Origin of the sequence: Novosphingobium anseongense (assembly GCF_037482895.1) — a bacterium.
In the GTDB taxonomy this organism is placed as follows: domain Bacteria; phylum Pseudomonadota; class Alphaproteobacteria; order Sphingomonadales; family Sphingomonadaceae; genus Novosphingobium; species Novosphingobium anseongense.
The window spans coordinates 57,701-84,486 of sequence record NZ_JBBHJZ010000008.1; the positions used below are offsets into that span (position 1 = coordinate 57,701).

Here is a 26,786-nt window from a genome sequence, read left to right on the forward strand (position 1 = left end):
ATGCACGCTTCCCATCCGGCCGGTTCAACTCCTACATTTGCATAGGGCTTGCGGTCAGGAACCGTTCGCCAAGCGCAGATGTCGGGACCACGGGTCCCAATGCGATCCGTGGCTTTAGTGGCGTGCGTCATGCCGTCCGGGATGTTTGCCGGAAGTGGCCAGGGGCTTTGAGGAAGATCACCCTTGAACAATAATCGTGGGAATAACCGCCGGCGCGGCCGGGGTAACAATAACAACAATCGTCAGGGCGGTGGGCAGCAGCTCAACCGCATCGATAGTCGCGCGCGTGGCAATGCGCCGCAGCTTCTCGAGAAGTATCGTAAACTCGCTCACGACGCGCATCTCAACGGCGATCGTGTCACCGAGGAATACTATCTTCAGTTCGCCGACCACTATTTCCGCGTGATCGCCGACCAGCGGGTACGACAGGAAGAACAACGGCGTCCGCGCGACGAACGGTGGCAGGAAGGTGGCGCCGAAGCGGACCGCGAGGACGGCGATTTCGCCTCCGAATACGGTTCTGACGACTACACGGCCTACGACCAGCCGCATCGTCGCGAACGCGAAGATCGTCCGCAGCGTGAGGATCGCGCGCAACGGGATGATCGGCCCCAGCGTGAAGATCGCCCGCAACGGGATGATCGGCCCCAGCGTGAAGATCGCCCGCAGCGTCGGGACGATCGCGCCGAACGGGTCGAACGCGAGCCGGAAGCGCCTGCGGCCGAGACGGCCGAAGATACGGGTGGCGACGAAGCTTCGCGCTCGCCTTACGAGCCGGCGGAGAACCCCTTCGTCCGCGAGGGTCGTTCGACGCGTGGCCTGAAGCCGCGTCGCGAAGGTCGTGAGGAGCGCCGCCCGCGCCGCGAACGCGCCGACAGCGATGCCGAAAACGCAGCGCCGACTTTCGACGCGAGCGTGCTGCCGCCGGCCATTTCGGCCGGTCGCGAAGAAGCGCCTGAAGCCGAAACCGCCGTTGCTGAGGAAGAGGCCAAGCCTCGCCGCCGCACGCGCAAGCCCAAGCCGCCCGCCGGCGATGCCGGCGAGACGCTCGAAACCGTCAGCTGATAGGAAAAGCCCTCTCCCGCGGAGAGGGCTTTTTCATTTGACCCGGTTCTACTTGGCCTGAACTTCCACCCACCATTCGTTTCGCCGTAGCGCGCCCGGGACGATCGGCGCGTTGTAGGCCGCGAACTCTGGCTCGCCCAAGGTGTGCAAGCCGCGCTTCTGAACCTTTTCCAGCAGCTCGGCACGCTTGCGCGCCAAGAGGTCCTCATCGGTGCCGCGTCCCGAGAAGCGCAGCGCGGCGATCGTGCGTGGCGGCAGGTCGGTCAGCGTCACGTCCTTGGCCGGCTCGGGCAGGCTGCTCCGGCTCCAGGCACGCGGCATGACGAAACGGATCGCCCAATCTGCCGAAGTGCCTCCCGGAGCGACCGTGACCGGTACCGTCATGGCGATCCCGGCCTTGTCCGCACCCGGCTGGCGCGCCTCGGGCTTTGCCGAGATATAGGCATAGAGCGGCTCGAAGCCGGCATCCATGGCCTCGGCGAGCGTGCCGGTACGGCGCACTTCGGCGATAGTCAGGCGCGCGTAACGCCGCAGGCTGAACGCGCCGTCGCGCTCGACCACCTTGTGTTCGGCCTCTTCCTGGCTGCGTTCCTTGAGGAAATAGAGCGCGAAGCCGCTGAGCGCGAGGCCGGCGGCACCGAGCGCAAGTTCGCCCGCCAGGCGCCTGGGCGAGCGACGGCCGGACGCGGACGAGCGCAAAGAGTCGAGCGAAAGCGAATGCCGACGGTGCGGCAGGTGGGCCGTTAGAGCCATCAGTGAGTTCTCCCGGGATGCGGTTTTCCTACCCTGGGAAAATGCGGCCCCTCGGCGCCTGTTCCAGCGCTTGCGCAGAAAGCGGCGAGCCGCCACAAACCCGCGACGATGCCGCAGCTCTCCCGCCTGACCGCCCCTTTTCTGGCCCGCCCGCGCTGGACCGCGCTGCTGCTCGGCGCGCTCGCCGCCTGCGGCTTCCAGCCGCTCGCGCTATGGCCGCTGACCTTGCTGGCCTTTGCCGGACTCATCGAGCTCACCGCGCGCGCGCGAACGGCCAAGGATGCGGCGCTGATCGGCTGGTTTTTCGGGGTCGCGCATTTCAGCCTCGGCAACAACTGGATCGCGACGGCCTTCACCTATCAGGCCAACATGCCGGCCTGGCTCGGCGGCATCGCGGTGGTCCTGCTCTCGCTCTACCTAGCTGTCTACCCGCTGCTGGCGGTGCTCGGCGCCTGGTTACTGGCGCGACGCAGCGAAGCCGCGCTCCTGCCCGGCCTCGCCGCCTGCTGGATCGTCACCGAATGGCTGCGCGCCTGGGTCTTCACCGGCTTCGCCTGGAACCCGCTGTCGATGGTGCTGCTGGGCTCGTTCGACACGCCGGGCCTCGCCGGGCTCGCGCGTTGGACCGGCACTTACGGGCTGTCGGGGCTCGTCGTGATCTTTGCGGGCATGATCCGCACCTGGCCGGCCATGGCGCGGTACGCCGGCCCTGAACGCCGCCTGCACGTCTGGGCGCCGGCGATAGCCGTCGCACTGGTCGTGACGCTCGCCATGGAAATGCCGCGCGCCGATCTTGGCCAGGCGCGCGGCACCCTGCCCTTCACGCTCGTCCAGCCCGACGTGCGCCAGGAAGATCTCAACGACCCGCGGCAATGGGAGGATCAGTTCCTCAAGACCGCGAGCTACACCGTACCCGAGCGGCGCGGCGCCCGCCGCCTGGTGCTCTGGCCGGAGTCGGGCGTGCCCGACTATCTGCGCGACGGCTATCCGCCGCACCTCTACCGCGAGACCACCTATATGGCCGACGCGGGTCAGGCGCGCAGGCGCATCGGCCGCGTGATCGGCCCCGGCAGCCTGCTGCTGACCGGCGCGATCGATCTCGAGTTCGAGGGTCGCCGGGCCGTGGCCGCGCGCAATGTCATCACCGCGATCGACGAACGCGGCACGATCCGCGGATCCTATGCCAAGGCGCACCTCGTGCCCTATGGCGAGTACCTGCCGATGCGCTGGCTGCTCGAACCGCTCGGCGCGTCGCGGCTGGTCGCGGGCACGCTCGACTTCCTGCCCGGCCCCGGTGCGCGCACGCTCGATTTCGGCCCTTGGGGCAAGGCCGGCATGCAGCTCTGCTACGAGATCGTCTTCTCGGGCGAAGTCGCTGATCGCGCGCACCGGCCCGACTATATCTTCAACCCCACGAACGACGGCTGGTTCGGCACCTGGGGACCGCCGCAGCACCTGGCCCAGGCACGGATGCGCGCCATCGAGGAAGGCTTGCCCGTGCTGCGCGCGACGACCACGGGCATCAGCGCCGTTATCGACGCCGACGGTATCGTCCGCCAGCATGTCCCGAGCTACGTCGCACGTCGCCTCGACGGACTGGTTCCGCCGGCCGATGCGCCGACGCTCTTCGCCCGACTGGGCAACATGCTTCCGCTTGCATGGGCCGTATTTCTACTTGTCCTGTCGGTGATTGCCTTGAAGCGCGCCAGGCGGTAGAGGGAAGCCACATAAAGAATTCTTTATATCGGAATCCTACCCATGCGCAGCGATTACCTCTTCACCTCCGAAAGCGTTTCCGAAGGCCATCCCGACAAGGTTTCCGACCAGATCTCCGACGCTATCGTCGATCTGTTCCTGTCGAAGGACCCCGAGGCACGCATCGCCTGCGAGACGCTGACGACGACGCAGCTCGTGGTGCTGGCGGGTGAAATCCGCGGCAAGGGCATCATGGATACCGAAGGCAACTGGGCTCCCGGCGTCAAAGACGAGGTCGAGAAGGTGGTGCGCGATACCGTGAAGCGCATCGGCTATGAGCAGGACGGGTTCCACTGGCAGACACTGCGTTTCGAGAACAACCTGCACCCGCAGTCCGCGCATATCGCTCAGGGCGTCGATTCTTCGGGCAACAAGGACGAAGGCGCCGGCGACCAGGGGATCATGTTCGGCTATGCCGCGGACGACACCCCGGACCTGATGCCGGCGACGCTGTATTACAGCCACAAGATCCTCGAGCGTATGGCTGCCGATCGCCACTCGGGCGCCGCGCCGTTCCTTGAGCCCGACGCCAAAAGCCAGGTCACGCTGCGCTACGAAGGCAGCACGCCCGTCGCCTGCACTGCGATCGTCGTCTCGACCCAGCACGGCAAGGGCTATGACGCGGGCGAGAAGGAAGCCGAGCTTCATTCCTATGTGAAGAGCGTCATCGCCGATATTCTGCCCGCGGCGCTGCTGTCGGCCGAGACCGTCTATCACATCAACCCGACCGGCAGCTTCGAAATCGGCGGTCCCGACGGCGACGCCGGGCTGACCGGCCGCAAGATCATCGTCGATACCTACGGTGGCGCGGCCCCGCATGGCGGCGGCGCCTTCTCGGGCAAGGACCCGACCAAGGTCGATCGCTCGGCCGCCTATATCACGCGCTACCTGGCCAAGAACATCGTCGCCGCCAAGCTCGCGCAGCGCTGCACGATCCAGTTGGCCTATGCCATCGGCGTGTCGAAGCCGCTGTCGCTCTATGTCGACACCCACGGTACGGGCACCGTCGGCGACGACAAGATCGAGGCGGCGATCATGAGCATCGACGCACTGGGCGGCCTGACCCCGCGCGCGATCCGCACGCACCTGGGCCTCAACAAGCCGATCTACCAGAAGACCGCCGCCTACGGCCACTTCGGCCGCAAGGCCGAAGGCGACTTCTTTCCTTGGGAAAAGACCGATCTGGTCGACAAGCTCAAGGCCGCGGTGGGCTGAAGCCGATAGCGACGACACGCCTCAGGGCGCGTCGTCTTCCAGCCTGTGCATGTCGTCGTCGGACAGGCCGAAATGGTGGCCGATCTCGTGGACGACGACGTGGTTGATCAGGTCACCGAGGTCGACGCCGGTCTCCTGCCATTCGGCCAGCAGCGGCTGGCGATAGAGCGTGACCGTGGGCGGCATGTCGCCCGTCATCCAAACCGATTGCTCGCCCACGGGGCGGCCGTGGTAGAGCCCCGTGAGCTCCCACTCGCTGTCGATACCCAGGGCATCAAGCGTCTCGTCGTCGGCGAATTCCTCGATGCGGATGACGATGTCACCGAGATGCTCGCGAAAAGGGTCGGGCAGGCGGTCGAGCGCATCGCGCGCCAGGCGTTCGAAAGTGGCGGTGTCGGGCGAAGCGAGCGTGCGATGAGGCATCTCATCCATATGGGCAGCCGGGGATCGCTCCGCCAGTCTACCTAAGCCGCCTCGCGACGCGCGCCCGTTACTTGGTGGCGTATTCGCCGTCCTTGGCTTGGAAATTCGTTCGCGCGAAGGCCTTGGCCGCGGCTGCGGTCTTGAAGCTCTCGTCCTGCAGCTTGGCGGTGACGATCGGATAACCCTGCGAATTGTAGCGCGTGTCGCGCACCGTCAGGCGAAAATTGCCCTCGTCGTCCTTGTTGATCAGGAACGGTTTCAGCGTGGTGCGGGACATGGGTTTTTCCTTGTTGCTCGAGTGATGCGCGGGGACCGTGAGATCCCCGCGCCGGAACGAATTCAGCCGATGAGGTCGGCGACGATCCGTCGTAGTTGTTCGCGCGTCAGCAGACCTGCGGCAGGCCGGATGCTGTCGGTCCGCGGGCGGCGATTCCGGACGATTGCCTCACCGAGCGACGGGAGCAGGGCCAGAGCCGCCCTCACGCCTTGCGGCTCTTGCGCGCGGCGTAACGCGCATCGCGTGCGGCCTTGCGTTCGGCTTCGGTAAGCACCTTGGGCTGCGCGGCCGCAGCCGCTTCGGCTGCCAGTCTCACGCTTTCCTGCTTATCGAGACGCGCCTGTTCGCGCGATGCACGCGCCGCGATCCGCTTTTCGGCGGCGGCGGCTTCCTTCGCCAGACGGCGGGCCTGGCTCTGCATCAGAGCCGCCTCGTCGACCGGGGGCTTCGCGCGCAGTCCCGCCAGTGCCGTGTTCCGGGCCTGTCGGGCGGCAGCCGCCCGCTCCTGAAACCCGGGTTCCTTGTAACCTTGCATTTGGTCTTCTCTACTTCCTGATCGCCGGGCGATCGGGGCGGAGCGTCCGAAGACGCTTCGCCCTTCGCGTCACACAGCCTTCAGGTTCACGGCCGAAGTCTTGCCGCGCTTATCGGTTTCCAGATCGTAGGAAACGCGCTGCTCCTGCTGCAGCGTGCGCATGCCCGCGGCTTCCACGGCCGAAATGTGAACGAAGGCATCGGTGCCGCCGCCTTCAGGCGCGATAAAGCCATAGCCCTTGGTTTCGTTGAAGAATTTAACGGTTCCGGTAGTCATATGGGTATCCTTATTCCCAATGAATTGACGGGCATCCGCGAACAATTCGCAGATCCCGGCGTCGTGAAGCTATTTTGGGATAAGGGAGATGCCGCAGCGGGCCTATTTATCCGTCGAAGGCGACGTCAGCGCTGTGGCTTTAGCATACTTTTCCACAACTATGGCACAAAATCGACACCGCAACGAAAACGCCTCCCGATCGCAATCGATCGGGAGGCGTCAGGGCCTTGCGGCCAAAGGTCATGTTGCGCGCGGGCGCGCCGCGATTACTTCGCGAGTTCGGCCTCGATCGCCCCGACCAGAGCGGGATCGTCGGGGGTCATCGCCGGCGCGAAACGAGCCGCGACCGAGCCGTCCTTGCCGATCAGGAACTTCTCGAAGTTCCACAGCACTTCGGGATCGTCGTTCGGGTTCATGCCGTAGCCGCGGAAGCGCTCCTTCATGCCGTCGACGTCGCCCTGCTTGGTCGGCACGGCGGCGGTCAGCGCCTGGTAGAGCGGCTGCTTGTTCTCGCCGGTCACGTCGGCCTTCGTGAACAGCGGGAAGGACACGCCGTAGTTTGCGGAGCAGAACTCGACGATCTCTTCGTTGGTGCCCGGCTCCTGCGCGCCAAAATCGTTGGCGGGGAAACCGAGGACCTCGAAGCCCTGGTCCTTGTACTGCGCGTAGAGTTTCTCGAGCCCTTCGTATTGCGGGGTCAGGCCGCACTTCGAGGCGACGTTGACCACGAGCAGGACATTGCCCTCGTGTGCGCCGAGCGTGTCGGCCTTGCCGTCGATGCGGCTGAGCGGAATTGCGGAAATATCGGCCATGATCGGTTCTCCCAGGAATCGTGTCGCGCGATCTATGCGCGCAGCAAGTTACCTGGGCAAGACGGTCGGGCCCGGCCGTGTCAGGGATGCGCGCGAAAGTCCTCGATGACTTCCCCGGCCGCGGCCAGTTCGGCCTCGTGCTCGGCCTCGCGCCAGGTCTCGGCCAGGGCCTCGGCTTCCCACTGGCGCATGGCCGGGTGGGCGAGCACCGCATCGACCCAGGCCTGCCCCTGACCAACGTCGAGGCCATAGGTGCGAATACGGAAAGCGACCGGGGCGAAGAAGGCGTCGATCGCCGAAAAATGCGATCCCGCCAGCCAGGGGCCGCCGAAGCGCGCGAGGCCATGCTCGAACAGCTCGCGCAGGCGCGCGATCTCGCGCAGCAGCTGCGGCCGCATCGGCCGCGGCCGAACGCGCACGCCGACGTTCATCGTGCAATCGTTGCGCAGCGCCGAAAAGCCGCCGTGCATCTCCGTAACCGCGCATTGGGCGAAGCTGCGCGCGGCGGGATCGGCGGGGAACACGCCGTCATGGCGGTCGGCAAGGTAAAGCACGATGCCCAGCGAGTCCCAGACGGTCCGATCGTCATCGAGCAGGACGGGTACCTGGCCCGTCGGCGAGAAGGCGCGAAACGCTTCCCAATTGCTCGCCTGGGTGAAGGGCTCGATACGATCGGCGAAGGGCACGCCCAGCGCCTTCATCAGCAGCCAGGGCCGGAGCGACCAACTCGAATAGTTCCGGTTGGCCGTGATCAGCGTATAGGCCATCGCAGGCGGGCTCCCTCAATCGAGATAGTGCGCGGTCGTCTTCTCGCGAACCTCGGCCGGAGCGATCCCCGGCGCGAGTTCGATCAGCCGGAACGGCGAGGCGTGATCGGCGCGCTGGAACACGGCGAGATCGGTGATGATCATGTCGACCACGTTCCGGCCCGTCAGCGGCAGGGTGCAGGCCGGGATGAACTTGGCCGAGCCGTCCTTGGCGTTGTGCTCCATGACGACGATGATCTTCTTGACCCCGGCGACGAGGTCCATCGCCCCGCCCATGCCCTTGATCATCTTGCCCGGGACCATCCAGTTGGCGAGGTCGCCGTTCTCGGCCACTTCCATGCCGCCGAGCACGGCGAGATCGATATGGCCGCCGCGGATCATGCCGAACGAGGTCGCGCTGTCGAAAAAGGCCGAATGCGCGACCTCGCTGATCGTCTGCTTGCCGGCATTGATCAGGTCGGGATCTTCCTCGCCGGCCCAGGGGAACGGGCCGATGCCGAGCATGCCGTTCTCGCTCTGCAGGGTCACGGTCACACCCTCGGGGACATGGTTCGCCACCAAGGTCGGGATGCCGATGCCAAGGTTGACGTAGAAGCCATCCTGCAGCTCGCGCGCGGCGCGCGCGGCCATCTCGTCGCGGGTCCACCCAATAGCGTCTTGGGGCATCAGGCGGTCTCCCTTTCGCGAACCGTGCGGAATTCGATCTTCTTGTCGTAAGGGCTGCCGACGATCAGCCGCTGGACGAAGACGCCCGGCAGATGGATCGCATCGGGATCGAGCGCGCCCGCGGGCACCACTTCCTCGACCTCGACGACGCAGACCTTGCCGCAGGTCGCGGCGGGCACGTTGAAATTGCGCGCCGTCTTGCGGAAGATCACGTTGCCGGTCTCGTCGGCCTTCCAGGCCTTGACCAGCGACAGGTCGGCGAAGATGCCGCGCTCGAGGATGTACTCCTCTGGTCCACTAGCGCCCTCGAAGACCTTCACCTCCTTGCCTTCGGCGACGAGCGTGCCGACGCCGGTCTTGGTGTAGAAGCCCGGGATGCCCGCACCACCCGCCCGCATGCGCTCTGCCAGGGTGCCCTGCGGGCAGAACTCGACCTCGAGCTCGCCAGCCAGGTACTGCCGCTCGAATTCCTTGTTCTCGCCGACGTAGCTGGCGATCATCTTGCGGACCTGGCGCGTGCGCAGCAGCTTGCCGATACCCTCGTTGTCGATGCCGGCATTGTTCGAGGCGAAGGTCAGGTCCTTGACCCCGCTGTCGCGCACCGCGTCGAGCAGGCGCTCGGGAATGCCGCAAAGGCCGAAGCCGCCGCAGGCGACCAGAAGACCGTCGCGCAGCAGGCCGTCGAGCGCCGCTTCGGCCGTGGGATAGAGCTTGTTCATGCAGCCTCCTCCGGGGCAGGAGCGAGCCGGTTAGCGGATGCCCGGCCCTGTCGCAATTGCGAAGCCAGCATGGACCTCCCGGTTTTCGCAATTGACCACTGCGGAAGCCACGCGGACTATCGCCGCGGACGGAGGAGCCGCGATGAAACCGCTAGGCATCGATAGACTCGGCGTGTTCGGCATGCCGCCGGTCGAATTCGTGACTCTCGCGGCCGATCTCGGTTGCACCTCGGTCGGCATCGGCCTCTCGCCAACGCCGAGATACAATCCCGACGGTCACCCCGACTGGTCGTTGCGCGACGATCCCGCTTTGCGCCGCGAGACGATCGCCGCCTGCCGCGATCGCGGCGTCGCGATCGGCATCGTCGAGGGTTTCGCCGTGATGCCGGACCGCGACCCCCGCGACTTCGCTGCCGATCTCGACCGCGTCGCCGAGCTCGGCTGTGATCGCATCAACGTCGTGAGCCTGGGCAAGGACATGGCACAGGCGATTGACGGCTTCGCCGCGCTCGCCGAACTGGCGGCCAAACGGGAGCTCGCGGTCAGTGCCGAGATGGGCTCGCTCGGCCCGCTCGACCGCACGGCACCGGCGCTCGAGATCGCCCGTGTCGTCAATGCCGCGAATTTCTCGCTGCTGATCGACTCGATGCATTTCTTTCGCCTGGGCAACACGCTGGCGGACCTCGCCGCGCTCGATCCCGCGCTCATCGGTTACGTCCAGCTCGCCGACGCCCCCTGGACGCCGCGCTTCGACAGCTACATCGAGGAAGCGATGTTCGAGCGCATGATCCCCGGCCAGGGCGAACTGCCACTGCGCGAATTCCTGGCGCTCGTACCCGAAAATGTCACCGTCAGCCTGGAGATCCCGCTGCGCTCGCTGGCCGAGCAGGGCTTGGGCGCCCGCGAGAGGACAAGGCGCTGCGTCGAGGCGGCCCGGAAACTTTGGTCCTGACCCACAGGATCACCGGAAGCCATCGATGCGTTCCGGCGATGTGGGGGGAATGGTGCCGCTTAGGGTCATCGAAATGATCGACGCTTCTAATTGAAATTATTATAAAAAGTTGGCAGTCCGTTTTTGCTCCGCCCCCAGATCGGCCCCCAACTCAAAAAGTGCAAGGTGTGCGAGTCCTAATTTCGCGTATGCCAACCTCCGAATCACCGAACAGGATAATGAATTCTCTGCATCGCTGCGAGTTGTCATCGCATGCTAAGCCGACATGGCCGCCGGACCAAAATCGAAGCCTCGACAGGTCGTGGGACATTTCTGCCGTTCCCGAAGGTCTTCGCGAGCGACAGCTTCTGTCAGAACGGGTCTTTCCCGTTCAATCGCCTCTGCGGCTCGATATGACGAGCACTGGCCTTTAAAAGGCTGACCGGTCTTGGGTATCCTCGCAAATAATGGCGATGACGACCATGTACACGCCCTTCAGCCTGGCGGGTGAAGCTCGAAAGACGGCGAAGCGGCAGGCGCCCCACTTGTTCCAGTGCCTGAGCGATGGCGGACTTGCGCTGGAGGCTTGAGGCAATTCTCCGCCATTCAATAGCGGTGCCCAGTATTTTCTGCAAATGAATGACGGCGGAAAGCCCTGTCTGTCCCGAGGCTCAAGGGGGCCTCATCTTCAGGATCCGCACGTCCCATTAAGGGCAGGGAGCGTATTCGCACACGACTTGAGTAGGTTGGCGCTTGCTATGAATGGATCGAGGCCAAAGCCTATCACGTCCTCCCGCAACGAAGGTCCACGCTGCGATACCGCCCTGCTGGTCCAGGGTTCGGCTGGATCGTTGGCCATTTTTTCCAACGGCTTTTAGGCGGCGGGTGACTTTTCGCCTTTCGCCAGCGCAGCCTGATATTCGGCGAACTCGCCCTGGAGCGGGATCCCATAGGAACTGCCGAGCGTCGCCAACTGGAAGCCGATCGCCTTTCGCAGCGTCCGTAACGCTGACTCGAAGGCGAGCCATTCGGGATCGTTGCCGTCGCAGCGAAGCGTATCCATGTCGAAGCGTGTGACCGCGCCGAAAAAGTGCCGGATCGTCCTGCCGAGTGCGACGAGGACCTGGTCGAGCGGCGAGCCCGCGACGCGCTTGCCGCGGAGCGCCGTCAGGTCACGGCGAAGGCCATCCAGCGAGCGGCGCACTCGATCTGGAAACTCGGCATCGAACGCCGCCCAGAAAACACTCCGATCCTCAAACAGCGCGATGATCCGCTGGGCGAATGCGGGATCGGCCCGTCCGCTCCGAAGGAGTTCGATGCTGCTGGACCAACCCTCGGTCCGGATCTCGCCGATCATAGCCTCATGGTCGGCCTTCATCTGGCGCAGTTGGAGGACGGTGTAGGCGGCCGGATCGGTGTCGACGATCACCCCGCACTCGCGACACATCCAGATCCCGTTCGCGGCCGCACGGCGCTGTGCGGGCGTCTGATCCTTGTCGTAGCGTGGCCCGCCGGGTGATGCCGCGCAGATATGGGCGGCATGGCCGGTCTGCAGGCCCTTTGCACTGTCCGAATGCGGTCCTGCGGTCAGCTTCAGGCAACGCGGGTTGCTGCAATGGTGCGCGGCCCGGATCGCGAGCGCGCGGCGTGTGGATTCTGTGAAATCGTCGCGGGTCTTGGTCGTCATGGTCATGCTGCTAGCGACGCGGCACCTTGTTGGCGAGAGCCGGGTCGGCAACCGGGGTGCATCGGCAAAAGCGGGGTCACAAGGCAGCGATGATCGCCGCGATCCCCGTTAGAAGGGCGGCGACCGACGTCCAGCGCGCTGCCTTCGCATTGAGCGCGCCCGATTGCCGCATCGCCTCGGCGGTCGCGTTAAGCTGCACCGAATAAGACAGGATATGGAGCTCCGGCGCGTCATCGATCGAGGCGAGCGGCGGGTCGATCGGCGGCATGGCTATCCGGCTCGCTTGCAGCCAGAGATGCGCGGCACGCCAGCCGACGAGGGCCGCGACGAGCCCGACGACCAGCGCGAGCCCTTTGGCGGCGAAAGCCCAGGCCGCTGGCCATGCGCTCGACAGCATCGACGATCTCCTCTCCTGCCCGTCCGACGTCCGATGCTGTGCGCCGTTCGGCATCGCTGGCAAGACCCTTTCCGCCGCGATAGGGGGCCGCCCAAGCCTTCAGTTGGGCAGGTTAATCGAGCAGTCCGAATTTCAGCCGGATGACGAAATCCTCCAGCGCCGCGCCAGACTTGTCACAGAATCCGACGATGTCGAACCACGTGACATACTCGGATGGGCGCGGACGCAGACGTGCGGCTCGTCCTCCCCGTTCGTCGAGTAGAGGTCGATGTCGCCTACGCCGTGACGTTCCATCGCCTCACCAAGGCTTTTCATCCGCGTGACCGGGACGCCGAGCGCATTTTTCACGTCGTCGACATGCACGAGGACGGAGTTCGCGCCGCCTAGCTTCGCGGCCCGACGGATAACGACCAACATGAAGTCGCGCTCCGGCTCGGGCACCTTGCGCATCCGCTCGACATATGCCCCCAACTGTGTGGCGCGGGTCTTCGCGTCATCCTCATCGACGACACAGTCTGGGAGGACCTGCTCCAAGCGTTTGCATAGGCCGGAGCCGGTCGGGCTGAGGCGGTCGGTCGCGTCCGAATAGACGGTGCGGAAGGATTGTCGGAGGGAATCTCCAACACCCTTAAAGCGGGCCTCGTGGCCGCGCTTGATCCTTCGGACCCTCTCAAAATCATATTCCTTCTCGTACTGCTTGCTGTCGATCTGCGCGTGATGTCCACTGCACATCAGGACGAGGTTGGCGCCCGCTCGGCGTTGCTCGTTCGTCATATCACCGTTGAAGCGAGCGCCGTCGGGCATTGCCGCCTCAATGTGACAGACATGACCGAGCACGACGCCCCTGCTGTCGATAATCAGGCCATCGCAATCCGGCATCGCACAATTATTGCCCGATAGCAGATACAGTTCCCTAAGCACTTCGGGCTTCGGCGCCAATCGCTTCGGCTCCTCTGACCCTGACCCTTTCTTCGCCTTGGGACCTGTCGACCCGCGCGCCTTCACGACAACTTTCGATCCAGATCCCACACCACACCTCCTAAATCAAATGCCGCGCAATGGGCATTGAGACGCTGCCGTCAGCGTCCACCCTTTGCAGGCAGAAGGCTACCCGCCCAGAGTCAGTCATTCATTGGGCGGGACGGTTCTTGAAGCTCCGGCCAAGCCTTGCGCGCGTCGTCCAGATAGGCTTCGCCGGCGTCCGTCAGAGTAAAAGCGTCACTATGGAAAACGACAAATTCCTGCGCAACGAGACCCTTCAACACCTCCCTAAGCTGTAACTGATCCACTCTTGGGGTAACCCGAAAGCACTCATCATTGAACCAATCAACGGACCGGCGGTGCCCTTCCGCGCGCTCCAGACTGCCGAGGGCGAACAGGATCGCCTTTGGCATCGCTTGATTATGGAGGGCGTTACCAGCCTCGCCCGGAAAATTGATCACGTAAACGTCTCCACTGCGAACGATGAGGCGGTCGCCGATTTCGGGTCGGGACCATCCACCTTCAAGTGGAAGATCGCAACATCCAGAGCGGCTGATCAACGTCTAGCGCAACGACACCGCAGCCACCTGACAGCGAACTCAGCGCAGTTCGCCCGAATTCCCGAAAGCGACCGCAGCTTCGCGTAGCCTTACCTACAGCTTTCGGCGTGAGCCGCCATACGAAGCGCTGGATCGGAATGGCGTATTTTGGTCGAAAGCCGGCATCCGGAGGAACTCCAACGCGCCCCGAATTCTGCCATTAATTCAGATTCCGATTCTTTAGCTTGCTCGCCCGTTGGGCGACTGGCGGCTTTCAGCTAGGCGATCGGGTCGAGCTGCCTTGCGAGTCAGCAGTCAATCCAACCGTCAAGTTTGAGTTAAGGGTTCGAAGCACAACCGCTCGACGCTTGCCGATGTCACTCGCCAAGACACATGTTGATGAAAACCTGCTGTGCTCCTAGCTGAAGCGCGATGCGCGACCGCGTTGTTGCGCGACTAGGCGACGACGGCGCGCGCAGGGGGTTTGTCATGGCCAAGAAGACCGACATCATCAGCGAATATGAGGCGGCGTCGATCACCTACATGTCGCCGGACCTGCTTCGCTGGCTCACCGGCCATGCCCCGAAGAGCGGTCTCGCTCGCAAGCTGAAGGTTGCCAAAAAAGAGAATGGGACGGTCTTTTTCGACCGCGACGAGGTTCTTGCTTTCGACGCTTGGCTCAAGCAGCCATGGCCCCGCAAGAATGGGCAGCGGCCCGTCATACCGGCGGGCATCCGGCGCGAAATCAAGCACGAGGCAAACGGATCCTGTGCGATCTGCCAGGGTCATAAGGACACCTGCGAGGCCGCCCATCTCGACCCGGTCGCCAAGACTGACAACAATCATCCGGAAAATTTGCTCTGGCTCTGCAGTAACCATCATACGGCCTATGATGGCGGGCTATTCGGTCCGGCCGACGATGAAGTCGAATTCGTAGCCGGATTCAAGACGTCCTTGCGACGCTACAAGGTCATGCTGTGGCGCATGCAGGCCGCGCTTAGCTTCAAGGTACTCACAGCGCTGGAAAACTGCGATCTGCTCAACAAACAGCTGGCGAGCGCCAAGACTCAGGAACAGGTCGGCGCAATCGAAACGGTCGCCAAGGACATTCTCGACAAGCTTCCGACCTTGGCGCCGATGTCCAAAAGCGATCCACGCTACAACGGCTTCCAGACCGTGTCGGCCAAGATCGGCGAACTCGCACAGAGCAAACGATCGGTCAGACAGCGTCTCTCAGCGGCCAGCACCGTCCGCAGCGAATATGTCGCGGCTCTCGGCATGGTGGCTTGCCCGCTTTGCGAGACCACGGGGCGATATGACGGTAACGATTGCCCGGTCTGCGATGGCGATCGTGAGATTGAGGAGCGTGACGCGGAGCGGCTGGACCTTAGCCAATTCACGAAGGTCGACTGCCCGCTGTGCGACGGTGGAGGGGCGTACGAGGGTGAGACTTGCCCAGCCTGCGGTGGCGAATGCACAATGGAGCAGCGTTACGCCGACCGCATTGACGTTCGCGACTATCGGCGCGTGCAATGTCCTATCTGCGAAGGCTCCGGGAATTACGAGGGCACGACGTGCCATGCGTGCGGCGGCGAAGGCGACATGGAGCGGCGTCACCTCGATATGCTCGACGTCCGAAGCTACGAGATCGTTGCGTGCCCGCTGTGCGAGCGATCGGGGCGCCACGAACATTCGGATTGTCCGGAATGCGGAGGTGAAGGCACCATGCAGCGCCGCTTCGCCGACGAAGTGGACTTGCAAGACTATGAGTTGGCCGAGTGTCCGGTCTGCAAGGGTTTGGGCAAGCTGCGCGGTGAAGATTGTCCCGCATGCCAAGGAGAGGGCAGCTTCGATCGCCGCTATCTCGATCGCGTCGATGTCCGCGACTACGAGCTCGTCGTCTGCCCCTTGTGCAAGAGTAAGGCGAACAAACGGGATGAGTGCCGAGCTTGTGGGGGCTACGGTGAAATGGAGAGGCGGTTCGCCGACGATATCGATCCGCGCGACTATCGGTAGCTGAAACGGCGACGGCCAAAGACAGAGCTTCGCCAAAAGGGAACCGGCTGGTTTGCGCGACCCGAAGGGCGGCTTTCAGCAAGAGCCGCCGCTCACATCAATGACGCTGAATGTCTTGAGCTGGTCGCGAGCTGCCCCGCCGTGAACGTCTCGTGGTGGCCGGTACCGAGGGCGAAGGAAATTGCTGAAAACTCGCGTTTACATCGCATCTTTCGATACTCGTTGGCCGATCTCTTGGCCGATCCTGGGCAAACCCGAATAGCCTAGGCCAAAGTTCGCTAAAGAATGCAGCCTCGCGACCCATCCGCGCTCAAGGGATTGCCGCGCGTACTTTTCGTTTTCCTACATATAACCAAATAGGTTACACGGAACGTAAAGGAGCACGACTATGACAGCTGCAATTCCCGATTGGATTGTCGCCGTTTCCGCATTGATCACGAGTTTGTCTACTCTCGTCTGGGCGATCCGGCGGCACCCCAGGTCATAGCGGGCTCGCGATCTCAAAGGAGCTGTTGGCCACCGTCACTCAGGACCGCCAGGGTGATTACTGTTGCATCCGTCGCGAAGCGATGAAGGCTTCCAGCGATGCGATTGGAACGAGTGTCATCGCTCCGACTTTGATCACCTCGATTTCGCCGTCGTGGATCAGCTCGTAGAATTTAGTTCGGCCAATCCCGGTCATGTCGCAAGCTTTGCCGATACGGACGGTCAATCGCCGTGCATTATCTTTTTCGTCCATGGGAGGATCCTTCATGATCTCTGGCGGCCGTAGCTCTGCCGGTGAACACAGATAAAATTGCTTTGCCTATGAGGCGCGGTAGTCCTCGACCGAATAGTAGATCGGGTTTCGCATCCACTCTTTGACCTCAGACTCCCGCCAGCCGGTACGCCGGGTATTGAGCCTGATTTGCCGAGGAAAAGTGCCGGCCTCAATCTTGCGATAGAGCGTAGCCCGGCTGAGGCTCGTGAGGTCGAGGACTACAGGAAGCTTAAGAATTCGGTCAGTCCCTTCGGATGACATGATATTTCTCCTTACATCCTGCGAGCTGTTGAACTCGCTCGTGGAGCAAGACTGCGTGCCAACGGGCTAGAACGCAATAGACAAAATGCGCAGTCCTAGTTCTGGTTAAACAAGGGAGTCGGCATATGTCGGCACATGTCGGCATATGTCGGTAGGTGACGGCAGATATCTGCACACCGTGCCGTGAACTGGCCGAAAATATATTTCGGAATTGGGGTGTGCTACAAAGTTATACTGCTCCTGCGCCCTCACTCAGGGAGAGATTCGCTCTATTCAACGACCCACCGAGCCGCGACTCGGGCGTTTTCTCCGCCGATTCGCTGACGATGGACCGGCCCTGACGTTCGATCCTCGCCGGGGCGGTGATCCGGCCTGATGGTCATCGCACCTTTGGCGCGATGGCGTTGGCCTCCGGCATCGGTCTGACGGGTGGGCGTCGCTACCCGGTAGTCCCGCCGCGGCGTGCCGCAACCCCGGCTGCGCCGGGGTCCTCCTCTCCGTTCCGGCCCTTCGGGTGCGCCCCGCCTCCTTTGGCGGGTCTGTCGGTTCTCTCCTGCCGCCCACCCGCCATTCCGGCGCCGGTTGCGGTGGTTTGAAGGAGTGGAATGGACATGGCCTACAAGCATCACGCAGGCGAGCAGCGCCCTATCGACACGCTCTATGCCGGAGTTACAAACCGCATCATCGCAGAGCTGGAAGCCGGAAGGCTGCCATGGGTGCAGCCGTGGGACAGCAGTGTCACGATTGCCGGTCTGCCGTGCAATGCCAGCAGCGGGCGGGCTTATTCGGGGATCAACATCCTGATCCTCTGGCATGCGCTATTCGAGCAGGGTTTTACCGCGCAGCGCTGGCTTACCTTCCGACAGGCGCAGGCGCTCGGCGGGCACATTCGCAAGGGCGAGCACGGCACGACCGTTTGCTATGCCGACAAGTTCACGCCCAAGGATCCGAACGGGACCGCAAGCGAGGGCGAGGAGCGGCGGCAGATCGCTTTCCTCAAGCGCTTCACGGTGTTCAACGTTGCGCAGTGCGAAGGCTTGCCCGATGAACTCTATGGGCAGGACGTTCCGGCGCTTGGCGATCGCGAGACGATCCCACAGGCGGAGGCTTTCATCGCGGCCACCGGCGCGGACATCCAGATGGGCACGCTGCACGCCTGCTACATGCCGGGCAGCGATCGGATCGAGGTTCCGCATCAGCAGTCCTATCCCGAGCAGATCAACTGGTATCGGACGGTGCTGCATGAACTCGGCCATTGGACGGGTGCTGCCAGCCGGCTGGACCGTGATCTCAGGAGCCCCTTCGGCAGCGCGGCCTATGCGCGCGAAGAGCTCGTCGCCGAGCTATGTAGCGCGTTCAGTTGCGCGGCTCTGGGCATCGTGCCGACCGTTCGGCATTCGGATTACATCGGTGCATGGCTCGAAGTGCTGCGCGCCGACAACCGGGCGATCTTTCGTGCGGCAAGTCTCGCCAGCAAGGCGGCGGACTATCTCCGGGCCTTCGGGGAGCAACGCTCATGACCGGGTCCGTGTCTCCCCGTCGCTTTGGACGGCGGGGCCGGCGCGCGTTGCGGCGGATGACCAAGCGACAGCGCGCGATCTTCCTGGCCATGCGGTTTGAGGACGGGAGCTACCCTGAACTCGCCGCTCGCCACGGCATCGGTGTTCGCCAGGTCGAGGCTGAATTTGCCGCTGCGCTTCTGATCCTGGTGCTAGCGTTTCGCGATCCAGAGCCCTGGTGGCGACGCCTATAGCTGTGGTGAAAATCACGCCGCCCGATGGCGAGCCATCGGGCGGCTTTTTCGAGACCATGCCCGCGCATGCGGTCTACGCGGGACGCGAAATTCAAAGGCACGATCAGGGATTCCAGCGGGCCTTTGCGGCCGCTATCAATGTCCCATGGGCAAGGGCGTTTTCATTCATCAGTCGGATTCCATCTACGATGACAGCCCAGCCGAACGGTATCAGTTTCCGCGCCAATATCTCGGCCGCGTCAGCGCCTGCATCGGCGACTGGATTGTCTACTACGAGCCAAGCAAGGTTCGGGCCTCGAAAGGCTACTTCGCCGTCGCAAACGTCGCTGACGTTGTGCCCGATCCAACCGCGAAGGACATGTATCTCGCGCTGATTGAGCCCGGCTCCTATCTCGACTTCGTCAACCCGGTACCGTTCAACGGTCCCCTCGGTCTGGTCGAGCGCGGGGTGCTCAACACGGACGGCAAGATCTCGGGTCGCGCGCAGTCCGCGGTGCGGCCGCTGTCGATCGAGGACTTCAACCGGATCATCGACCTTGGTACCGCGGAGGAAGGCGACTTCCTACCGCGCGTCGACAGCGAGTTGGACGGCGTGCTGCGCGAAGAGCGCATACCTCTAGTCTACGAAATCGAGCGAGACCGCGTCGCCTATCTGGGATCGCGCATCGTGCGCGATCGTCTCTTCCGCCGCCGGATCGTCACGGCTTACGATGCGCGCTGCGCGATCACCGGACTCAAGCTGATCAATGGCGGCGGCCGCGCGGAGGTTGAAGCCGCGCACATCCGTCCGGTCGAACGCGGCGGGCCCGACATCGTCAACAACGGCATCGCCCTGTCGGGTACGGTGCATTGGATGTTCGATCGCGGGCTGATCAGCCTCGGCGACGATCTGGAGATCCTCATCAGCCGCCAAGCCAACGACGCAGACAGCATCCGCGCACTGGTCAATCGCAGCGGGTTTGCTCTGCCGCCCGCAAAGATCTCGGATCGACCTCATCCAGGCTTTCTGACCTGGCATCGCGAGAACTGCTTCAAGCGCTGACCTTGGAAGAGCTGGCGCTCCTCAATCCGACCCAATCATCCGCACCGCATTGCCCGGCGCATCGTGAAAGGCACGCATGCCGCGCCGACGCCACAGCGTCAGGGACTGCTCGCGATCCTCGCCACGCAGTTTTGCTGCCGCCTCAATGAGCAAGCCGAGCATCACGGCGCGATCGTCCTCGGCCAGTTCGACGATGCCCGCTTTCACGATCAGGCCGCCCAGCTCGATCAGATGCCGCGTGCGCTCGCGCCTCTTCACCTGCCATGCCCGGGTGTCATGGCGCGCCTGTTGGGCCTGCAGTCGATGACGCGCCGCCGTCGTTCGGCGCTGCGCCGCTCTGCAGCTTGCGAGATCCGCGGCGAGCCGCGGCGCCGCCGTTCTGAAAGAACTCGGCGCCGCGTTTGCGCCACGCCTCCTTCCGGGCGGTGTCGATTGTGGCGCCGGCGTCGAGCAGCGCGCCAGCCAGCTCTTCAGGCGTCAGCGCGTCGGCGCCGGTTGCCATCACCAGCTCGCCGAGCTGGCCCTGCTTGCGGCTCTTAAGTAGGCGCGCTTTGTCAGTGAGCGCCTTCAGTTCGGCATCGAAGTCACGGGGCTTGCGCATCGGTCCGGCCTCCAGTTGATGTGGGCGGACCGTTCAGTTATCGGCTGTCTCGATTAGTCGCAACCGTCTGAAATCTCTTGAGACTTCGATGTCCCGAGATTGATGAAATCTTTCGAGGGCGCGCTTATACGTCGTGCCGACGTGCGCTTTGCGGTGTAAATGGATCGCCGTCATGGCGATCTACCATTTCACGGCGAAGGTCATCTCGCGCGCCAACGGATCGAGCGCGCTCGCGGCGGCGGCCTATCGTTCGGCCTCGCGGCTGCACGACCAGCGGCTCGATAGACATCATGACTTCACCAACAAGGCCGGCGTCATCCACTCTGAAGTGATGCTGCCCGATGGCGCTTTCGAGGAATGGCACGACCGCCAGAAGCTCTGGAATGCGGTCGAGGCGGCCGAGATCCGCAAGGACGCGCAGCTCGCCCGCGAGATCGAATTCGGGATCCCGCGCGAGCTGGACCAGGCCGAGGGCATTCGGCTGGCGCGCGAGTTCGTGGCCCGTGAGTTCGTCGCGCGCGGCATGGTCGCCGATATCAACGTGCATTGGGATATGGGCGCCGATGGTCTGCCCAAGCCGCATGCCCATGTGATGCTGACCATGCGCGAAGTCGGCGAGGAGGGCTTTAGCGCAAAGGTTCGCGACTGGAACCGCACTGACCTGCTCGAGCATTGGCGCAGTGCCTGGGCCGAGCACGTCAACCAGCGCCTTACCGAACTCGACATCGACGCGCGCGTCGATCATCGCAGTCTCGAAGCCCAGGGCATCGACCTCGAACCCCAGCACAAGATCGGTCCGGCCGCTTCGCGCATGGCGGAGCAGGGTCTGGAGCCCGAGCGCCTTGGCGAGCATCGCGAGATCGCCAAGGCCAATGGGGAGCGGCTACTCGCGCGGCCTTCGCTCGCGCTCGATGCGATTACGCACCAGCAGGCCACGTTCACCCAACGCGACCTCGCAATTTTCGTCCATCGCCACAGCGACGGGAAGGAGCAATTCGATCGCGTCCTGGCCGCGGTGAAAGCTGCGCCCGAGCTGGTGGCGCTGGGCAAAGACGGACGCGGCGAGCAGCGCTTCACGTCGCGCGCGATGATCGAGACCGAGCGGCGGTTGGAGAAGGTGACGACGGCCTTGTCGCAAGGGCGCCATCATCCCGTTGCCGATCGCCATCGCGAGATCGCGCTTGCGCGCGCCGCGGCGCGCGGAATGATGCTCTCGTCCGAGCAGCGCGGCGCGCTCGAACATGTGACGCGCGGTAAGGATCTGGGTCTCGTCATTGGCTACGCCGGCACCGGCAAGTCGGCGATGCTCGGCGTCGCGCGCGAGGCATGGGAAGCCGCCGGCTATCGCGTCCAGGGTCTCGCGCTCTCCGGTATTGCCGCCGAGAACCTCGAAAGTGGTTCGGGCATCGCCTCGCGAACGATCGCGAGCATGGAACATCAGTGGGCGCGGGGACGCGAGCTGCTGACGAGCAAGAACGTGCTCGTCATCGACGAGGCGGGCATGATCGGCACACGCCAGATGGAGCGGTTGATCGCCGAAGCACAGAAGCGTAGCGCCAAGGTCGTGCTGGTCGGCGATCCCGAGCAGTTGCAGGCAATCGAGGCGGGAGCCGCCTTCCGGTCGATCGCCGAGCGCCACGGCGGAGTCGAGATCACCGCGATCCGCCGGCAGCGCGAGGACTGGCAGCGCGATGCGACGCGGCAGCTTGCAACGGGACGGACCGGCGAAGCGATCCGTGCTTACGAGGAAGCTGGCCTTGTTCATGCGGCAGAGACGCGTGACCAGGCGCGGGCCGATCTCGTCGATCGATGGGATCGCGATCGGATGGTCGAGCCGAAGGCAAGCCAGATCATCCTCACCCACACGAACGACGAGGTTCGCGATATCAACCTCGCCGCTCGCGAGCGGCTGAGTGCGGCTGGCGCGCTGGGCCAGGATGTGACGATCGGCGCTGAGCGCGGGAAACGGGCTTTTGCATCGGGCGATCGGATCATGTTCCTCAAGAACGATCGTGGGCTTGGCGTGAAGAACGGCACGTTAGGAACGGTTGAGAGCCTGACCAATGCGCGCATGGCGGTCCTGCTCGACGACGGCCGGGCCGTTGCCTTCGACATCAAGGACTATGCTCATATCGACCACGGCTATGCTGCGACCATCCACAAAGCGCAGGGCATGTCCGTCGACCGTGTCCATGTGCTCGCAACGCCGGGGCTAGATCGGCATGCCGCCTATGTCGCGCTTTCGCGCCATCGCGATCGGGTCGATCTCCACTATGGTCGCGACGACTTCGCCGATGAAGGTAAGCTAGTCCGCACGCTCAGCCGCGAGCGTGGCAAGGACATGACGTCCGACTACGGCATCGCTCCGAACGCCGCTCCGGAAGCCGATCGAGCGCCGGCCCGAAATCCATTCGCCGGCCTGCGCCTCAAATCCCGCCCAACGGCCGGACCGCAAGTGGGGCCGATCGGCCCCGCTGTTGAACGCTACGCCCGCGCCGTCGCCGACATCTTCCAGATGCGAGAGAAAGGCCTCGAAGAGCTGCCGCATCAGCGCGAGGCGGTCCGAGCTGCCATCCAGGCGCTCGATGCTATCCGGCCCGAAGCTGCACGTGATCTGCGCGACGCGATGACTCGATCGCCCGAACTGCTCGCCGATGCTGTCAAAGGGCGCACCGCCGCTGCGATCCGTGCCATGGCGCTGGAGAGCGAGATTCGAATCAGCAACGCTCAGCGCGCCGACCGCTTCGTCGCCGAATGGCAGCGCCAGGCGCGGCAGTTCAAGGCGCTCGATCGAGACGGGCACCACGATGCGGCATTGCGCGTGCGGGACCAGATGACTGGGATGGCGAGAAGCCTCGAACGCGATCCTCAGATCGAGTCGCTGCTTCGAAATCGGGCCAGGGAACTGGGAATCGGGATGCCCAAGAGGGAATCGTTGTCTCAAGAACTCCAAAGCTGGCTCGACCGCTCGCGTAGCCGCGGGCTTGGGCGTTAGCTTGTTGCGATGACGCAGCACCAAGACACCGACATCGCCGAAATCGACCCGTCGCAGGCCTTCCAAGAACTGCGCCGCGAAGTCATCCTTATGAAGCGCCACGTCGAGAACCTCGCCGCGGTGCCCGACCGCATGCACGACTACACGCCGACGCTCTCCGCCATGGAGCAGTCGCTGAAATCCATTCGCGCTGGCCTGGCCAGGATCGAGAGCAGCCCTGCGGTGAAATTGACCCACGAGGCCGTGCACGAGAAGATCGTCGCGCTAAGCCAAGTGATCAGAGCTGAAGACCGGCAGATGCTCATCGAAGCGCAGAACGCGATGGCGCAGGCAGTCGGCCGGATCGATGGGATCGTAGAGCGCGGTCAGGCCGCCCATCGCGACAAACGGAAGGAGCACTTGCACGCGGCATGTTTCGTCGCGATCGGAATGCTGGTCTGGTCGATTATTCCCGGCCCGATAGCTCGCTTATTGCCGGAAAGCTGGCACGTCCCAGAGTGGATGGCCTCCAAAACCATGGGCCTCCCCATGAAGGATGCGGGCGCCAAGCTTTACTGGCTTGCTCGCGAGCGCGAGCCTCGGCTGACTGTCATCGCCGAGCCCACGGCGACGCCGAGCAATGCTGTCCCTCGCAATCGTCGCAAATCGCGCCGCTAGAGTGATGAGGGCGGGACGTGTTCTTGCCAATTTTTGCCAATCGCCTTATTCTGAACAGCATGAGCACGATGAACATCTCGCTGCCTGAAACGCTCAAATCCTTCGTGGACGAGCAGGTCGCTGGACGCGGCTATGGTACGTCGAGCGAGTATGTCCGCGAACTGATCCGCAAGGACCAGGACCGGCAGAAGCTGCGCGGCCTCCTGCTTGATGGAGCGGCGAGTGCGCCGTGCCAGGTCGCGGACGAGAGGTACTTTGACGGATTGCGAGATCGTGTCCGCAACCGCGCGGGCAAGTGACCGGCAAGCCCGTTGTTCCTCGTGAGCTGGCGAGCCGGGATGTCGAGGAGGCGATCGATCACTATGGCGACGAGGCAGGGGAAGGCCTCGCGCTGCGATTCATTGACGCACTGTCGGAGGCCTATCGCGCTATCGGAAGCCGGCCGGGCACCGGATCGCCGCGGTATGCGCACGAGTTGGACCTTCCTGGCCTGCGCAGCCGGAAGATGCGCAGGTTTCCCTATCTGGTCTTCTATCTGGAGCGCGACGATCACATCGATGTCTGGCGCGTGCTCCTTGCCCCGAGGGATATTCCGGCATGGATGGCCGAGTAGGACGGCACAAGGAATGGGTCTTCTTCCTCTCCTCAAATCGGATGCAGTTCTGGCTCGGCACCATTGCATTTTGCACGGCGAGCGGCGAGAATCTGGCATGTTCTCGCATGGTCTCTCGTCGGTTGCTCGCATCGACCTTCTGGCATCCTAACGCATGCACGATGACCTTTCGCATCTGCCGGCTAAGCAGCAAAACGAGCTTCAGCGGGCCGTTCGAATTCTCATGGAGGAATTCGAGAAGGCGATCGTCCTGGGCAACTCTACGTGGAAGCGCGAAGGCAAGATCCTCAAGGTCATACTTTTCGGTTCCTACGCTCGCAGCGACTGGGTGGATGACCCTAAGAGCGGGTATCAGTCGGACTTCGACCTGCTGGTGGTCGTCAGCCACGAGAAGCTCACCGACGTTTCCGAGTACTGGTACATCGCCGAGGATCGGATCCTACGCGACGCGGCGATCGGGCGGCAGGTCAACATCATCGTTCACGACCTCAGCGATGTGAACCAGGCGCTGAAGCGCGGCGAGTACTTCTGGACGGATATCGTTCGGGACGGAATCCTGCTCTACGAGCTGCCTGGCCACCCTTTGACGGCACCGATGCCGCTTTCCAAGTTCGACGCAGTGAGGATGGCGGAGCGGTATTTATTTAGTTATCTAGAGTCGACTGACAATTGGCTTGAGATGACCCATGACATTCTTAGAAAGCCCAACCTCAGTCGGGATTGGCTGAACAAAGCCGCTTTCAATCTCCATCAAGCCGCAGAGACCACCTATGCATGCTTCTTGCTGGTGACGACGTTCTATTTTCCGAAGTCACACAACATCAAGTTTCTGCGTTCACTCTCCGAGGGCAAGGACCAACGTTTGATCGAAGCGTGGCCAAGTGGAACCAAGCTCGATCGTCGGCGGTTCGAACTCTTAAAGCGGGCTTACGTTGAGGCGCGTTATTCGGCGAATTACAGCATTTCGCTTGAGAATCTCGGTGCGCTTTACACCTCGGTGAAGCGACTTCGGGACATCGTCGCGAAGCTTTGCGAGCAAAGGATTGCTGAGTTGTCCCGGCGCTAGCGCGCCAGATGCCAATGCCGGCTAGAGTTGGAAGATCCGGAAAGTCCGCGTCGCAACCGCTGGCCTGCCTGAATCGCCTTCCGTTCAGGTCGCCCCAACGGATCCTGCGAGCGTCAGATAGCGCCCAGCTCGGCGTGGTAGCGGTTGAAGCTCTCTGTCATATCGTTCCGGTCCACGTTTCGCCCAAAATTAAGACGGCCGCCATTGCTGCCGAGCCGCTTTGGATGGCTATCCCCGTCGGTCTGAACCCTCCAGGGTTTGCCGGAGGCTCCAACTCGTGAAAATGTGGAGCCTGTGTGAGCAAGACAACGAACAAGTTCGCCCCCGGAAGTCCGCGAGCGCGCGGTGCGGATGGTAGTCGATCACGAGCGCGTTATCCGTCCCGCTAGGCGGCGGTGGAGCGGAAGTATCGCGCAGCCCAGTCGAGCGAGCTAGTCGGCATAGGGTGTATTGCGCGCCATGTGGCAGTCGAGATCGGGTGGCCCGTCATCCACAAGACAGGTCCACGTTCGCCCGACGCGAATTTCGCATGGTCCACGGAAGCATGGGCGGCGGCTTCGGCTTCGGCATCAGCCTTGCCTCGCGCCGTGTCTACGGCTGGTCGAGCCGTCATCTGTTCCTTGCCGAGTATGCTCAAGCTGCTCGAGACGAGCAGGTTCGTGCCACGACAGGGCCTCTCAACAAAACCGCTGAGCCGCACGAGAAAGTGAAATACCAGAACATGATGGCTTCGTAGGACCCGACGGTATCGTTTTCTCACAAGGCAGCATCGCCGTGCGCACCGGCATCCCGATCACAGCGGGTGATCCAGGTCGCCTTGCGTACCGCTCGAGACCGATAATGCGCTTGGGTTACTCGTTCGTTTGGCTAGGGCGCCGCATCGCTCGCTGCGACATTTTGCGCATTCACCTCGTCTGCACCGGTCTTGTCAGTCTGCAAAAAGCCGAATCCCAGGATGATCGTGAAGACAACGATCACCAGGACTAAGCCGCCGACGAGAGCGTTGCGATTGACCTTGGTTCGCGATCCTGCGCGGGCCTCCGTCTTGCTCAGATGGATCTCGGTGCCGTCTTCTTCAGTGTGCATGCGCGTCTCCATTCGCAGACGAAGCGTCCCGTAGCCCTGCTGGTTCCTCCGCACACCCTCGACCGCCGGATGTGGTGACGCATTCTTCCGGATCGGCACGAGATCCCGGAGCACACTGAATAAGTCGGCATACATCGA

General features: G+C 63.3%; 32 protein-coding genes. 14 read left to right on the forward strand and 18 right to left on the reverse strand.

What is annotated here, in order from left to right; translation table 11 throughout:
• Positions 1 to 183: 183 nt before the first annotated feature.
• Positions 184 to 1,065, forward strand: coding sequence for a DUF4167 domain-containing protein (locus WG901_RS22605; RefSeq protein ID WP_339589401.1), 882 nt, complete (start codon positions 184 to 186; stop codon positions 1,063 to 1,065).
• A gap of 48 nt (positions 1,066 to 1,113) precedes the next feature.
• Here WG901_RS22605 and WG901_RS22610 read toward each other — a convergent pair whose 3' ends face one another.
• Positions 1,114 to 1,818: an SOUL family heme-binding protein gene (locus WG901_RS22610; RefSeq protein WP_339589402.1), complete on the reverse strand. Its 705-nt coding sequence runs from the start codon at positions 1,816 to 1,818 to the stop codon at positions 1,114 to 1,116.
• 108 nt (positions 1,819 to 1,926) lie between these two features.
• Here WG901_RS22610 and lnt point away from each other — a divergent pair, with 108 nt between their 5' ends.
• Both lnt and metK read left to right on the forward strand, forming a co-directional pair.
• Complete coding sequence (gene lnt, locus WG901_RS22615; protein ID WP_339589403.1) at positions 1,927 to 3,534, forward strand: apolipoprotein N-acyltransferase; 1,608 nt, start codon at positions 1,927 to 1,929, stop codon at positions 3,532 to 3,534.
• Positions 3,535 to 3,576: 42 nt separating this feature from the next.
• The gene (gene metK / locus WG901_RS22620) at positions 3,577 to 4,788 is read left to right on the forward strand and encodes a methionine adenosyltransferase (protein ID WP_339589404.1); all 1,212 of its coding nucleotides are present in this window, start codon (positions 3,577 to 3,579) and stop codon (positions 4,786 to 4,788) included.
• Positions 4,789 to 4,809: 21 nt separating this feature from the next.
• Here the strand turns inward: metK and WG901_RS22625 are convergent, their stop codons facing one another.
• The 8 genes from WG901_RS22625 to WG901_RS22660 all read right to left on the reverse strand — a co-directional run bounded on the left by WG901_RS22625 (position 4,810) and on the right by WG901_RS22660 (position 9,263).
• On the reverse strand, positions 4,810 to 5,211 hold the full coding sequence (locus WG901_RS22625) for a metallopeptidase family protein (protein WP_339589405.1): 402 nt from the start codon (positions 5,209 to 5,211) through the stop codon (positions 4,810 to 4,812).
• 67 nt (positions 5,212 to 5,278) lie between these two features.
• A complete protein-coding gene (locus WG901_RS22630) occupies positions 5,279 to 5,488 on the reverse strand; it encodes a hypothetical protein (RefSeq protein ID WP_339589406.1) in 210 nt (69 codons plus the stop codon).
• A 202-nt stretch (positions 5,489 to 5,690) separates the two neighbouring features.
• Positions 5,691 to 6,023, reverse strand: a complete 333-nt coding sequence (locus tag WG901_RS22635) for a DUF6481 family protein (RefSeq protein WP_339589407.1) — start codon at positions 6,021 to 6,023, stop codon at positions 5,691 to 5,693.
• Positions 6,024 to 6,092: 69 nt separating this feature from the next.
• Complete coding sequence (locus WG901_RS22640; RefSeq protein WP_339589408.1) at positions 6,093 to 6,299, reverse strand: cold-shock protein; 207 nt, start codon at positions 6,297 to 6,299, stop codon at positions 6,093 to 6,095.
• Between the two features lie 266 nt (positions 6,300 to 6,565).
• Entirely contained in the window at positions 6,566 to 7,111 is a 546-nt protein-coding gene (locus WG901_RS22645) for a glutathione peroxidase (protein WP_339589409.1), read from the reverse strand.
• 80 nt (positions 7,112 to 7,191) lie between these two features.
• A complete protein-coding gene (locus tag WG901_RS22650) occupies positions 7,192 to 7,878 on the reverse strand; it encodes a glutathione S-transferase family protein (RefSeq protein WP_339589410.1) in 687 nt (228 codons plus the stop codon).
• A gap of 15 nt (positions 7,879 to 7,893) precedes the next feature.
• Positions 7,894 to 8,529 carry a 3-oxoacid CoA-transferase subunit B gene (locus WG901_RS22655; protein ID WP_339589446.1) on the reverse strand — a complete coding sequence of 212 codons (636 nt, stop codon included), beginning with the start codon at positions 8,527 to 8,529 and terminating at the stop codon, positions 7,894 to 7,896.
• 14 nt (positions 8,530 to 8,543) lie between these two features.
• A complete protein-coding gene (locus WG901_RS22660) occupies positions 8,544 to 9,263 on the reverse strand; it encodes a CoA transferase subunit A (protein ID WP_339589411.1) in 720 nt (239 codons plus the stop codon).
• Between the two features lie 91 nt (positions 9,264 to 9,354).
• On the opposite strand from WG901_RS22660, the gene WG901_RS22665 reads away from it, so the two are divergent.
• Positions 9,355 to 10,215 (forward strand): sugar phosphate isomerase/epimerase family protein, encoded by an 861-nt coding sequence (locus WG901_RS22665; protein ID WP_339589412.1) that lies wholly within the window; start codon positions 9,355 to 9,357, stop codon positions 10,213 to 10,215.
• Between the two features lie 853 nt (positions 10,216 to 11,068).
• Here WG901_RS22665 and WG901_RS22670 read toward each other — a convergent pair.
• The 4 genes from WG901_RS22670 to WG901_RS22685 all read right to left on the reverse strand — a co-directional run bounded on the left by WG901_RS22670 (position 11,069) and on the right by WG901_RS22685 (position 13,720).
• The gene (locus WG901_RS22670) at positions 11,069 to 11,881 is read right to left on the reverse strand and encodes a hypothetical protein (RefSeq protein WP_339589413.1); all 813 of its coding nucleotides are present in this window, start codon (positions 11,879 to 11,881) and stop codon (positions 11,069 to 11,071) included.
• Positions 11,882 to 11,957: 76 nt separating this feature from the next.
• Positions 11,958 to 12,278, reverse strand: coding sequence for a hypothetical protein (locus WG901_RS22675; RefSeq protein ID WP_339589414.1), 321 nt, complete (start codon positions 12,276 to 12,278; stop codon positions 11,958 to 11,960).
• Positions 12,279 to 12,410: 132 nt separating this feature from the next.
• Positions 12,411 to 13,217, reverse strand: a complete 807-nt coding sequence (locus tag WG901_RS22680; protein WP_339589415.1) for a hypothetical protein — start codon at positions 13,215 to 13,217, stop codon at positions 12,411 to 12,413.
• Positions 13,218 to 13,399: 182 nt separating this feature from the next.
• Positions 13,400 to 13,720: a hypothetical protein gene (locus WG901_RS22685; protein ID WP_339589416.1), complete on the reverse strand. Its 321-nt coding sequence runs from the start codon at positions 13,718 to 13,720 to the stop codon at positions 13,400 to 13,402.
• Between the two features lie 567 nt (positions 13,721 to 14,287).
• Here WG901_RS22685 and WG901_RS22690 point away from each other — a divergent pair.
• Entirely contained in the window at positions 14,288 to 15,814 is a 1,527-nt protein-coding gene (locus WG901_RS22690) for an HNH endonuclease (protein WP_339589417.1), read from the forward strand.
• Positions 15,815 to 16,358: 544 nt separating this feature from the next.
• Here the strand turns inward: WG901_RS22690 and WG901_RS22695 are convergent.
• Positions 16,359 to 16,553, reverse strand: coding sequence for a helix-turn-helix domain-containing protein (locus tag WG901_RS22695; RefSeq protein WP_339589418.1), 195 nt, complete (start codon positions 16,551 to 16,553; stop codon positions 16,359 to 16,361).
• A gap of 66 nt (positions 16,554 to 16,619) precedes the next feature.
• The gene (locus tag WG901_RS22700; RefSeq protein WP_339589419.1) at positions 16,620 to 16,835 is read right to left on the reverse strand and encodes a helix-turn-helix transcriptional regulator; all 216 of its coding nucleotides are present in this window, start codon (positions 16,833 to 16,835) and stop codon (positions 16,620 to 16,622) included.
• Positions 16,836 to 17,446: 611 nt separating this feature from the next.
• On the opposite strand from WG901_RS22700, the gene WG901_RS22705 reads away from it, so the two are divergent.
• From WG901_RS22705 to WG901_RS22715, 3 genes are all read left to right on the forward strand, one after another.
• Positions 17,447 to 18,355, forward strand: a complete 909-nt coding sequence (locus tag WG901_RS22705) for an ArdC family protein (protein WP_339589420.1) — start codon at positions 17,447 to 17,449, stop codon at positions 18,353 to 18,355.
• On the forward strand, positions 18,352 to 18,588 hold the full coding sequence (locus WG901_RS22710) for a sigma factor-like helix-turn-helix DNA-binding protein (protein WP_339589421.1): 237 nt from the start codon (positions 18,352 to 18,354) through the stop codon (positions 18,586 to 18,588). Before WG901_RS22705 ends, WG901_RS22710 begins: the two co-directional genes overlap by 4 nt.
• Positions 18,589 to 18,733: 145 nt before the next feature.
• Positions 18,734 to 19,630: an HNH endonuclease gene (locus WG901_RS22715; RefSeq protein ID WP_339589422.1), complete on the forward strand. Its 897-nt coding sequence runs from the start codon at positions 18,734 to 18,736 to the stop codon at positions 19,628 to 19,630.
• Between the two features lie 21 nt (positions 19,631 to 19,651).
• Here the strand turns inward: WG901_RS22715 and WG901_RS22720 are convergent, their stop codons facing one another.
• Together WG901_RS22720 and WG901_RS22725 are read right to left on the reverse strand one after the other, a co-directional pair.
• The gene (locus WG901_RS22720; protein ID WP_339589423.1) at positions 19,652 to 19,888 is read right to left on the reverse strand and encodes a conjugal transfer protein TraD; all 237 of its coding nucleotides are present in this window, start codon (positions 19,886 to 19,888) and stop codon (positions 19,652 to 19,654) included.
• A 16-nt stretch (positions 19,889 to 19,904) separates the two neighbouring features.
• Positions 19,905 to 20,231, reverse strand: a complete 327-nt coding sequence (locus WG901_RS22725) for a conjugal transfer protein TraD (RefSeq protein WP_339589424.1) — start codon at positions 20,229 to 20,231, stop codon at positions 19,905 to 19,907.
• Positions 20,232 to 20,403: 172 nt separating this feature from the next.
• Here WG901_RS22725 and traA point away from each other — a divergent pair, with 172 nt between their 5' ends.
• From traA to WG901_RS22755, 6 genes are all read left to right on the forward strand, one after another.
• Positions 20,404 to 23,226 carry a Ti-type conjugative transfer relaxase TraA gene (traA, locus tag WG901_RS22730; RefSeq protein WP_339589425.1) on the forward strand — a complete coding sequence of 941 codons (2,823 nt, stop codon included), beginning with the start codon at positions 20,404 to 20,406 and terminating at the stop codon, positions 23,224 to 23,226.
• A gap of 9 nt (positions 23,227 to 23,235) precedes the next feature.
• Positions 23,236 to 23,883: a hypothetical protein gene (locus WG901_RS22735; RefSeq protein ID WP_339589426.1), complete on the forward strand. Its 648-nt coding sequence runs from the start codon at positions 23,236 to 23,238 to the stop codon at positions 23,881 to 23,883.
• A 59-nt stretch (positions 23,884 to 23,942) separates the two neighbouring features.
• Positions 23,943 to 24,182: a type II toxin-antitoxin system ParD family antitoxin gene (locus tag WG901_RS22740; RefSeq protein WP_339589427.1), complete on the forward strand. Its 240-nt coding sequence runs from the start codon at positions 23,943 to 23,945 to the stop codon at positions 24,180 to 24,182.
• Entirely contained in the window at positions 24,179 to 24,496 is a 318-nt protein-coding gene (locus WG901_RS22745; RefSeq protein WP_339589428.1) for a type II toxin-antitoxin system RelE/ParE family toxin, read from the forward strand. Before WG901_RS22740 ends, WG901_RS22745 begins: the two co-directional genes overlap by 4 nt.
• A 154-nt stretch (positions 24,497 to 24,650) precedes the next feature.
• Positions 24,651 to 25,562 (forward strand): nucleotidyltransferase and HEPN domain-containing protein, encoded by a 912-nt coding sequence (locus WG901_RS22750; protein ID WP_339589429.1) that lies wholly within the window; start codon positions 24,651 to 24,653, stop codon positions 25,560 to 25,562.
• 544 nt (positions 25,563 to 26,106) lie between these two features.
• The gene (locus WG901_RS22755; protein ID WP_339589430.1) at positions 26,107 to 26,298 is read left to right on the forward strand and encodes a hypothetical protein; all 192 of its coding nucleotides are present in this window, start codon (positions 26,107 to 26,109) and stop codon (positions 26,296 to 26,298) included.
• 131 nt (positions 26,299 to 26,429) lie between these two features.
• On the opposite strand, the gene WG901_RS22760 is transcribed toward WG901_RS22755, so the two are convergent.
• Positions 26,430 to 26,648, reverse strand: a complete 219-nt coding sequence (locus tag WG901_RS22760) for a hypothetical protein (RefSeq protein WP_339589431.1) — start codon at positions 26,646 to 26,648, stop codon at positions 26,430 to 26,432.
• Between the last annotated feature and the right edge of the window lie 138 nt (positions 26,649 to 26,786).

Bases quoted from the DNA above. Each gene is read 5' to 3' on its own strand.
- WG901_RS22610 (WP_339589402.1), bottom strand. From the start codon at position 1,818: ATGGCTCTAACGGCCCACCTGCCGCACCGTCGGCATTCGCTTTCGCTC.
- lnt (WP_339589403.1), top strand. From the start codon at position 1,927: ATGCCGCAGCTCTCCCGCCTGACCGCCCCTTTTCTGGCCCGCCCGCGC.
- metK (WP_339589404.1), top strand. From the start codon at position 3,577: ATGCGCAGCGATTACCTCTTCACCTCCGAAAGCGTTTCCGAAGGCCAT.
- WG901_RS22625 (WP_339589405.1), bottom strand. From the start codon at position 5,211: ATGCCTCATCGCACGCTCGCTTCGCCCGACACCGCCACTTTCGAACGC.
- WG901_RS22630 (WP_339589406.1), bottom strand. From the start codon at position 5,488: ATGTCCCGCACCACGCTGAAACCGTTCCTGATCAACAAGGACGACGAG.
- WG901_RS22635 (WP_339589407.1), bottom strand. From the start codon at position 6,023: ATGCAAGGTTACAAGGAACCCGGGTTTCAGGAGCGGGCGGCTGCCGCC.
- WG901_RS22640 (WP_339589408.1), bottom strand. From the start codon at position 6,299: ATGACTACCGGAACCGTTAAATTCTTCAACGAAACCAAGGGCTATGGC.
- WG901_RS22645 (WP_339589409.1), bottom strand. From the start codon at position 7,111: ATGGCCGATATTTCCGCAATTCCGCTCAGCCGCATCGACGGCAAGGCC.
- WG901_RS22650 (WP_339589410.1), bottom strand. From the start codon at position 7,878: ATGGCCTATACGCTGATCACGGCCAACCGGAACTATTCGAGTTGGTCG.
- WG901_RS22660 (WP_339589411.1), bottom strand. From the start codon at position 9,263: ATGAACAAGCTCTATCCCACGGCCGAAGCGGCGCTCGACGGCCTGCTG.
- WG901_RS22670 (WP_339589413.1), bottom strand. From the start codon at position 11,881: ATGACGACCAAGACCCGCGACGATTTCACAGAATCCACACGCCGCGCG.
- WG901_RS22675 (WP_339589414.1), bottom strand. From the start codon at position 12,278: ATGCTGTCGAGCGCATGGCCAGCGGCCTGGGCTTTCGCCGCCAAAGGG.
- WG901_RS22690 (WP_339589417.1), top strand. From the start codon at position 14,288: ATGGCCAAGAAGACCGACATCATCAGCGAATATGAGGCGGCGTCGATC.
- WG901_RS22695 (WP_339589418.1), bottom strand. From the start codon at position 16,553: ATGGACGAAAAAGATAATGCACGGCGATTGACCGTCCGTATCGGCAAA.
- WG901_RS22700 (WP_339589419.1), bottom strand. From the start codon at position 16,835: ATGTCATCCGAAGGGACTGACCGAATTCTTAAGCTTCCTGTAGTCCTC.
- WG901_RS22705 (WP_339589420.1), top strand. From the start codon at position 17,447: ATGGCCTACAAGCATCACGCAGGCGAGCAGCGCCCTATCGACACGCTC.
- WG901_RS22710 (WP_339589421.1), top strand. From the start codon at position 18,352: ATGACCGGGTCCGTGTCTCCCCGTCGCTTTGGACGGCGGGGCCGGCGC.
- WG901_RS22715 (WP_339589422.1), top strand. From the start codon at position 18,734: ATGGGCAAGGGCGTTTTCATTCATCAGTCGGATTCCATCTACGATGAC.
- WG901_RS22725 (WP_339589424.1), bottom strand. From the start codon at position 20,231: ATGCGCAAGCCCCGTGACTTCGATGCCGAACTGAAGGCGCTCACTGAC.
- traA (WP_339589425.1), top strand. From the start codon at position 20,404: ATGGCGATCTACCATTTCACGGCGAAGGTCATCTCGCGCGCCAACGGA.
- WG901_RS22735 (WP_339589426.1), top strand. From the start codon at position 23,236: ATGACGCAGCACCAAGACACCGACATCGCCGAAATCGACCCGTCGCAG.
- WG901_RS22740 (WP_339589427.1), top strand. From the start codon at position 23,943: ATGAGCACGATGAACATCTCGCTGCCTGAAACGCTCAAATCCTTCGTG.
- WG901_RS22750 (WP_339589429.1), top strand. From the start codon at position 24,651: ATGCACGATGACCTTTCGCATCTGCCGGCTAAGCAGCAAAACGAGCTT.
- WG901_RS22755 (WP_339589430.1), top strand. From the start codon at position 26,107: ATGGGCGGCGGCTTCGGCTTCGGCATCAGCCTTGCCTCGCGCCGTGTC.
- WG901_RS22760 (WP_339589431.1), bottom strand. From the start codon at position 26,648: ATGCACACTGAAGAAGACGGCACCGAGATCCATCTGAGCAAGACGGAG.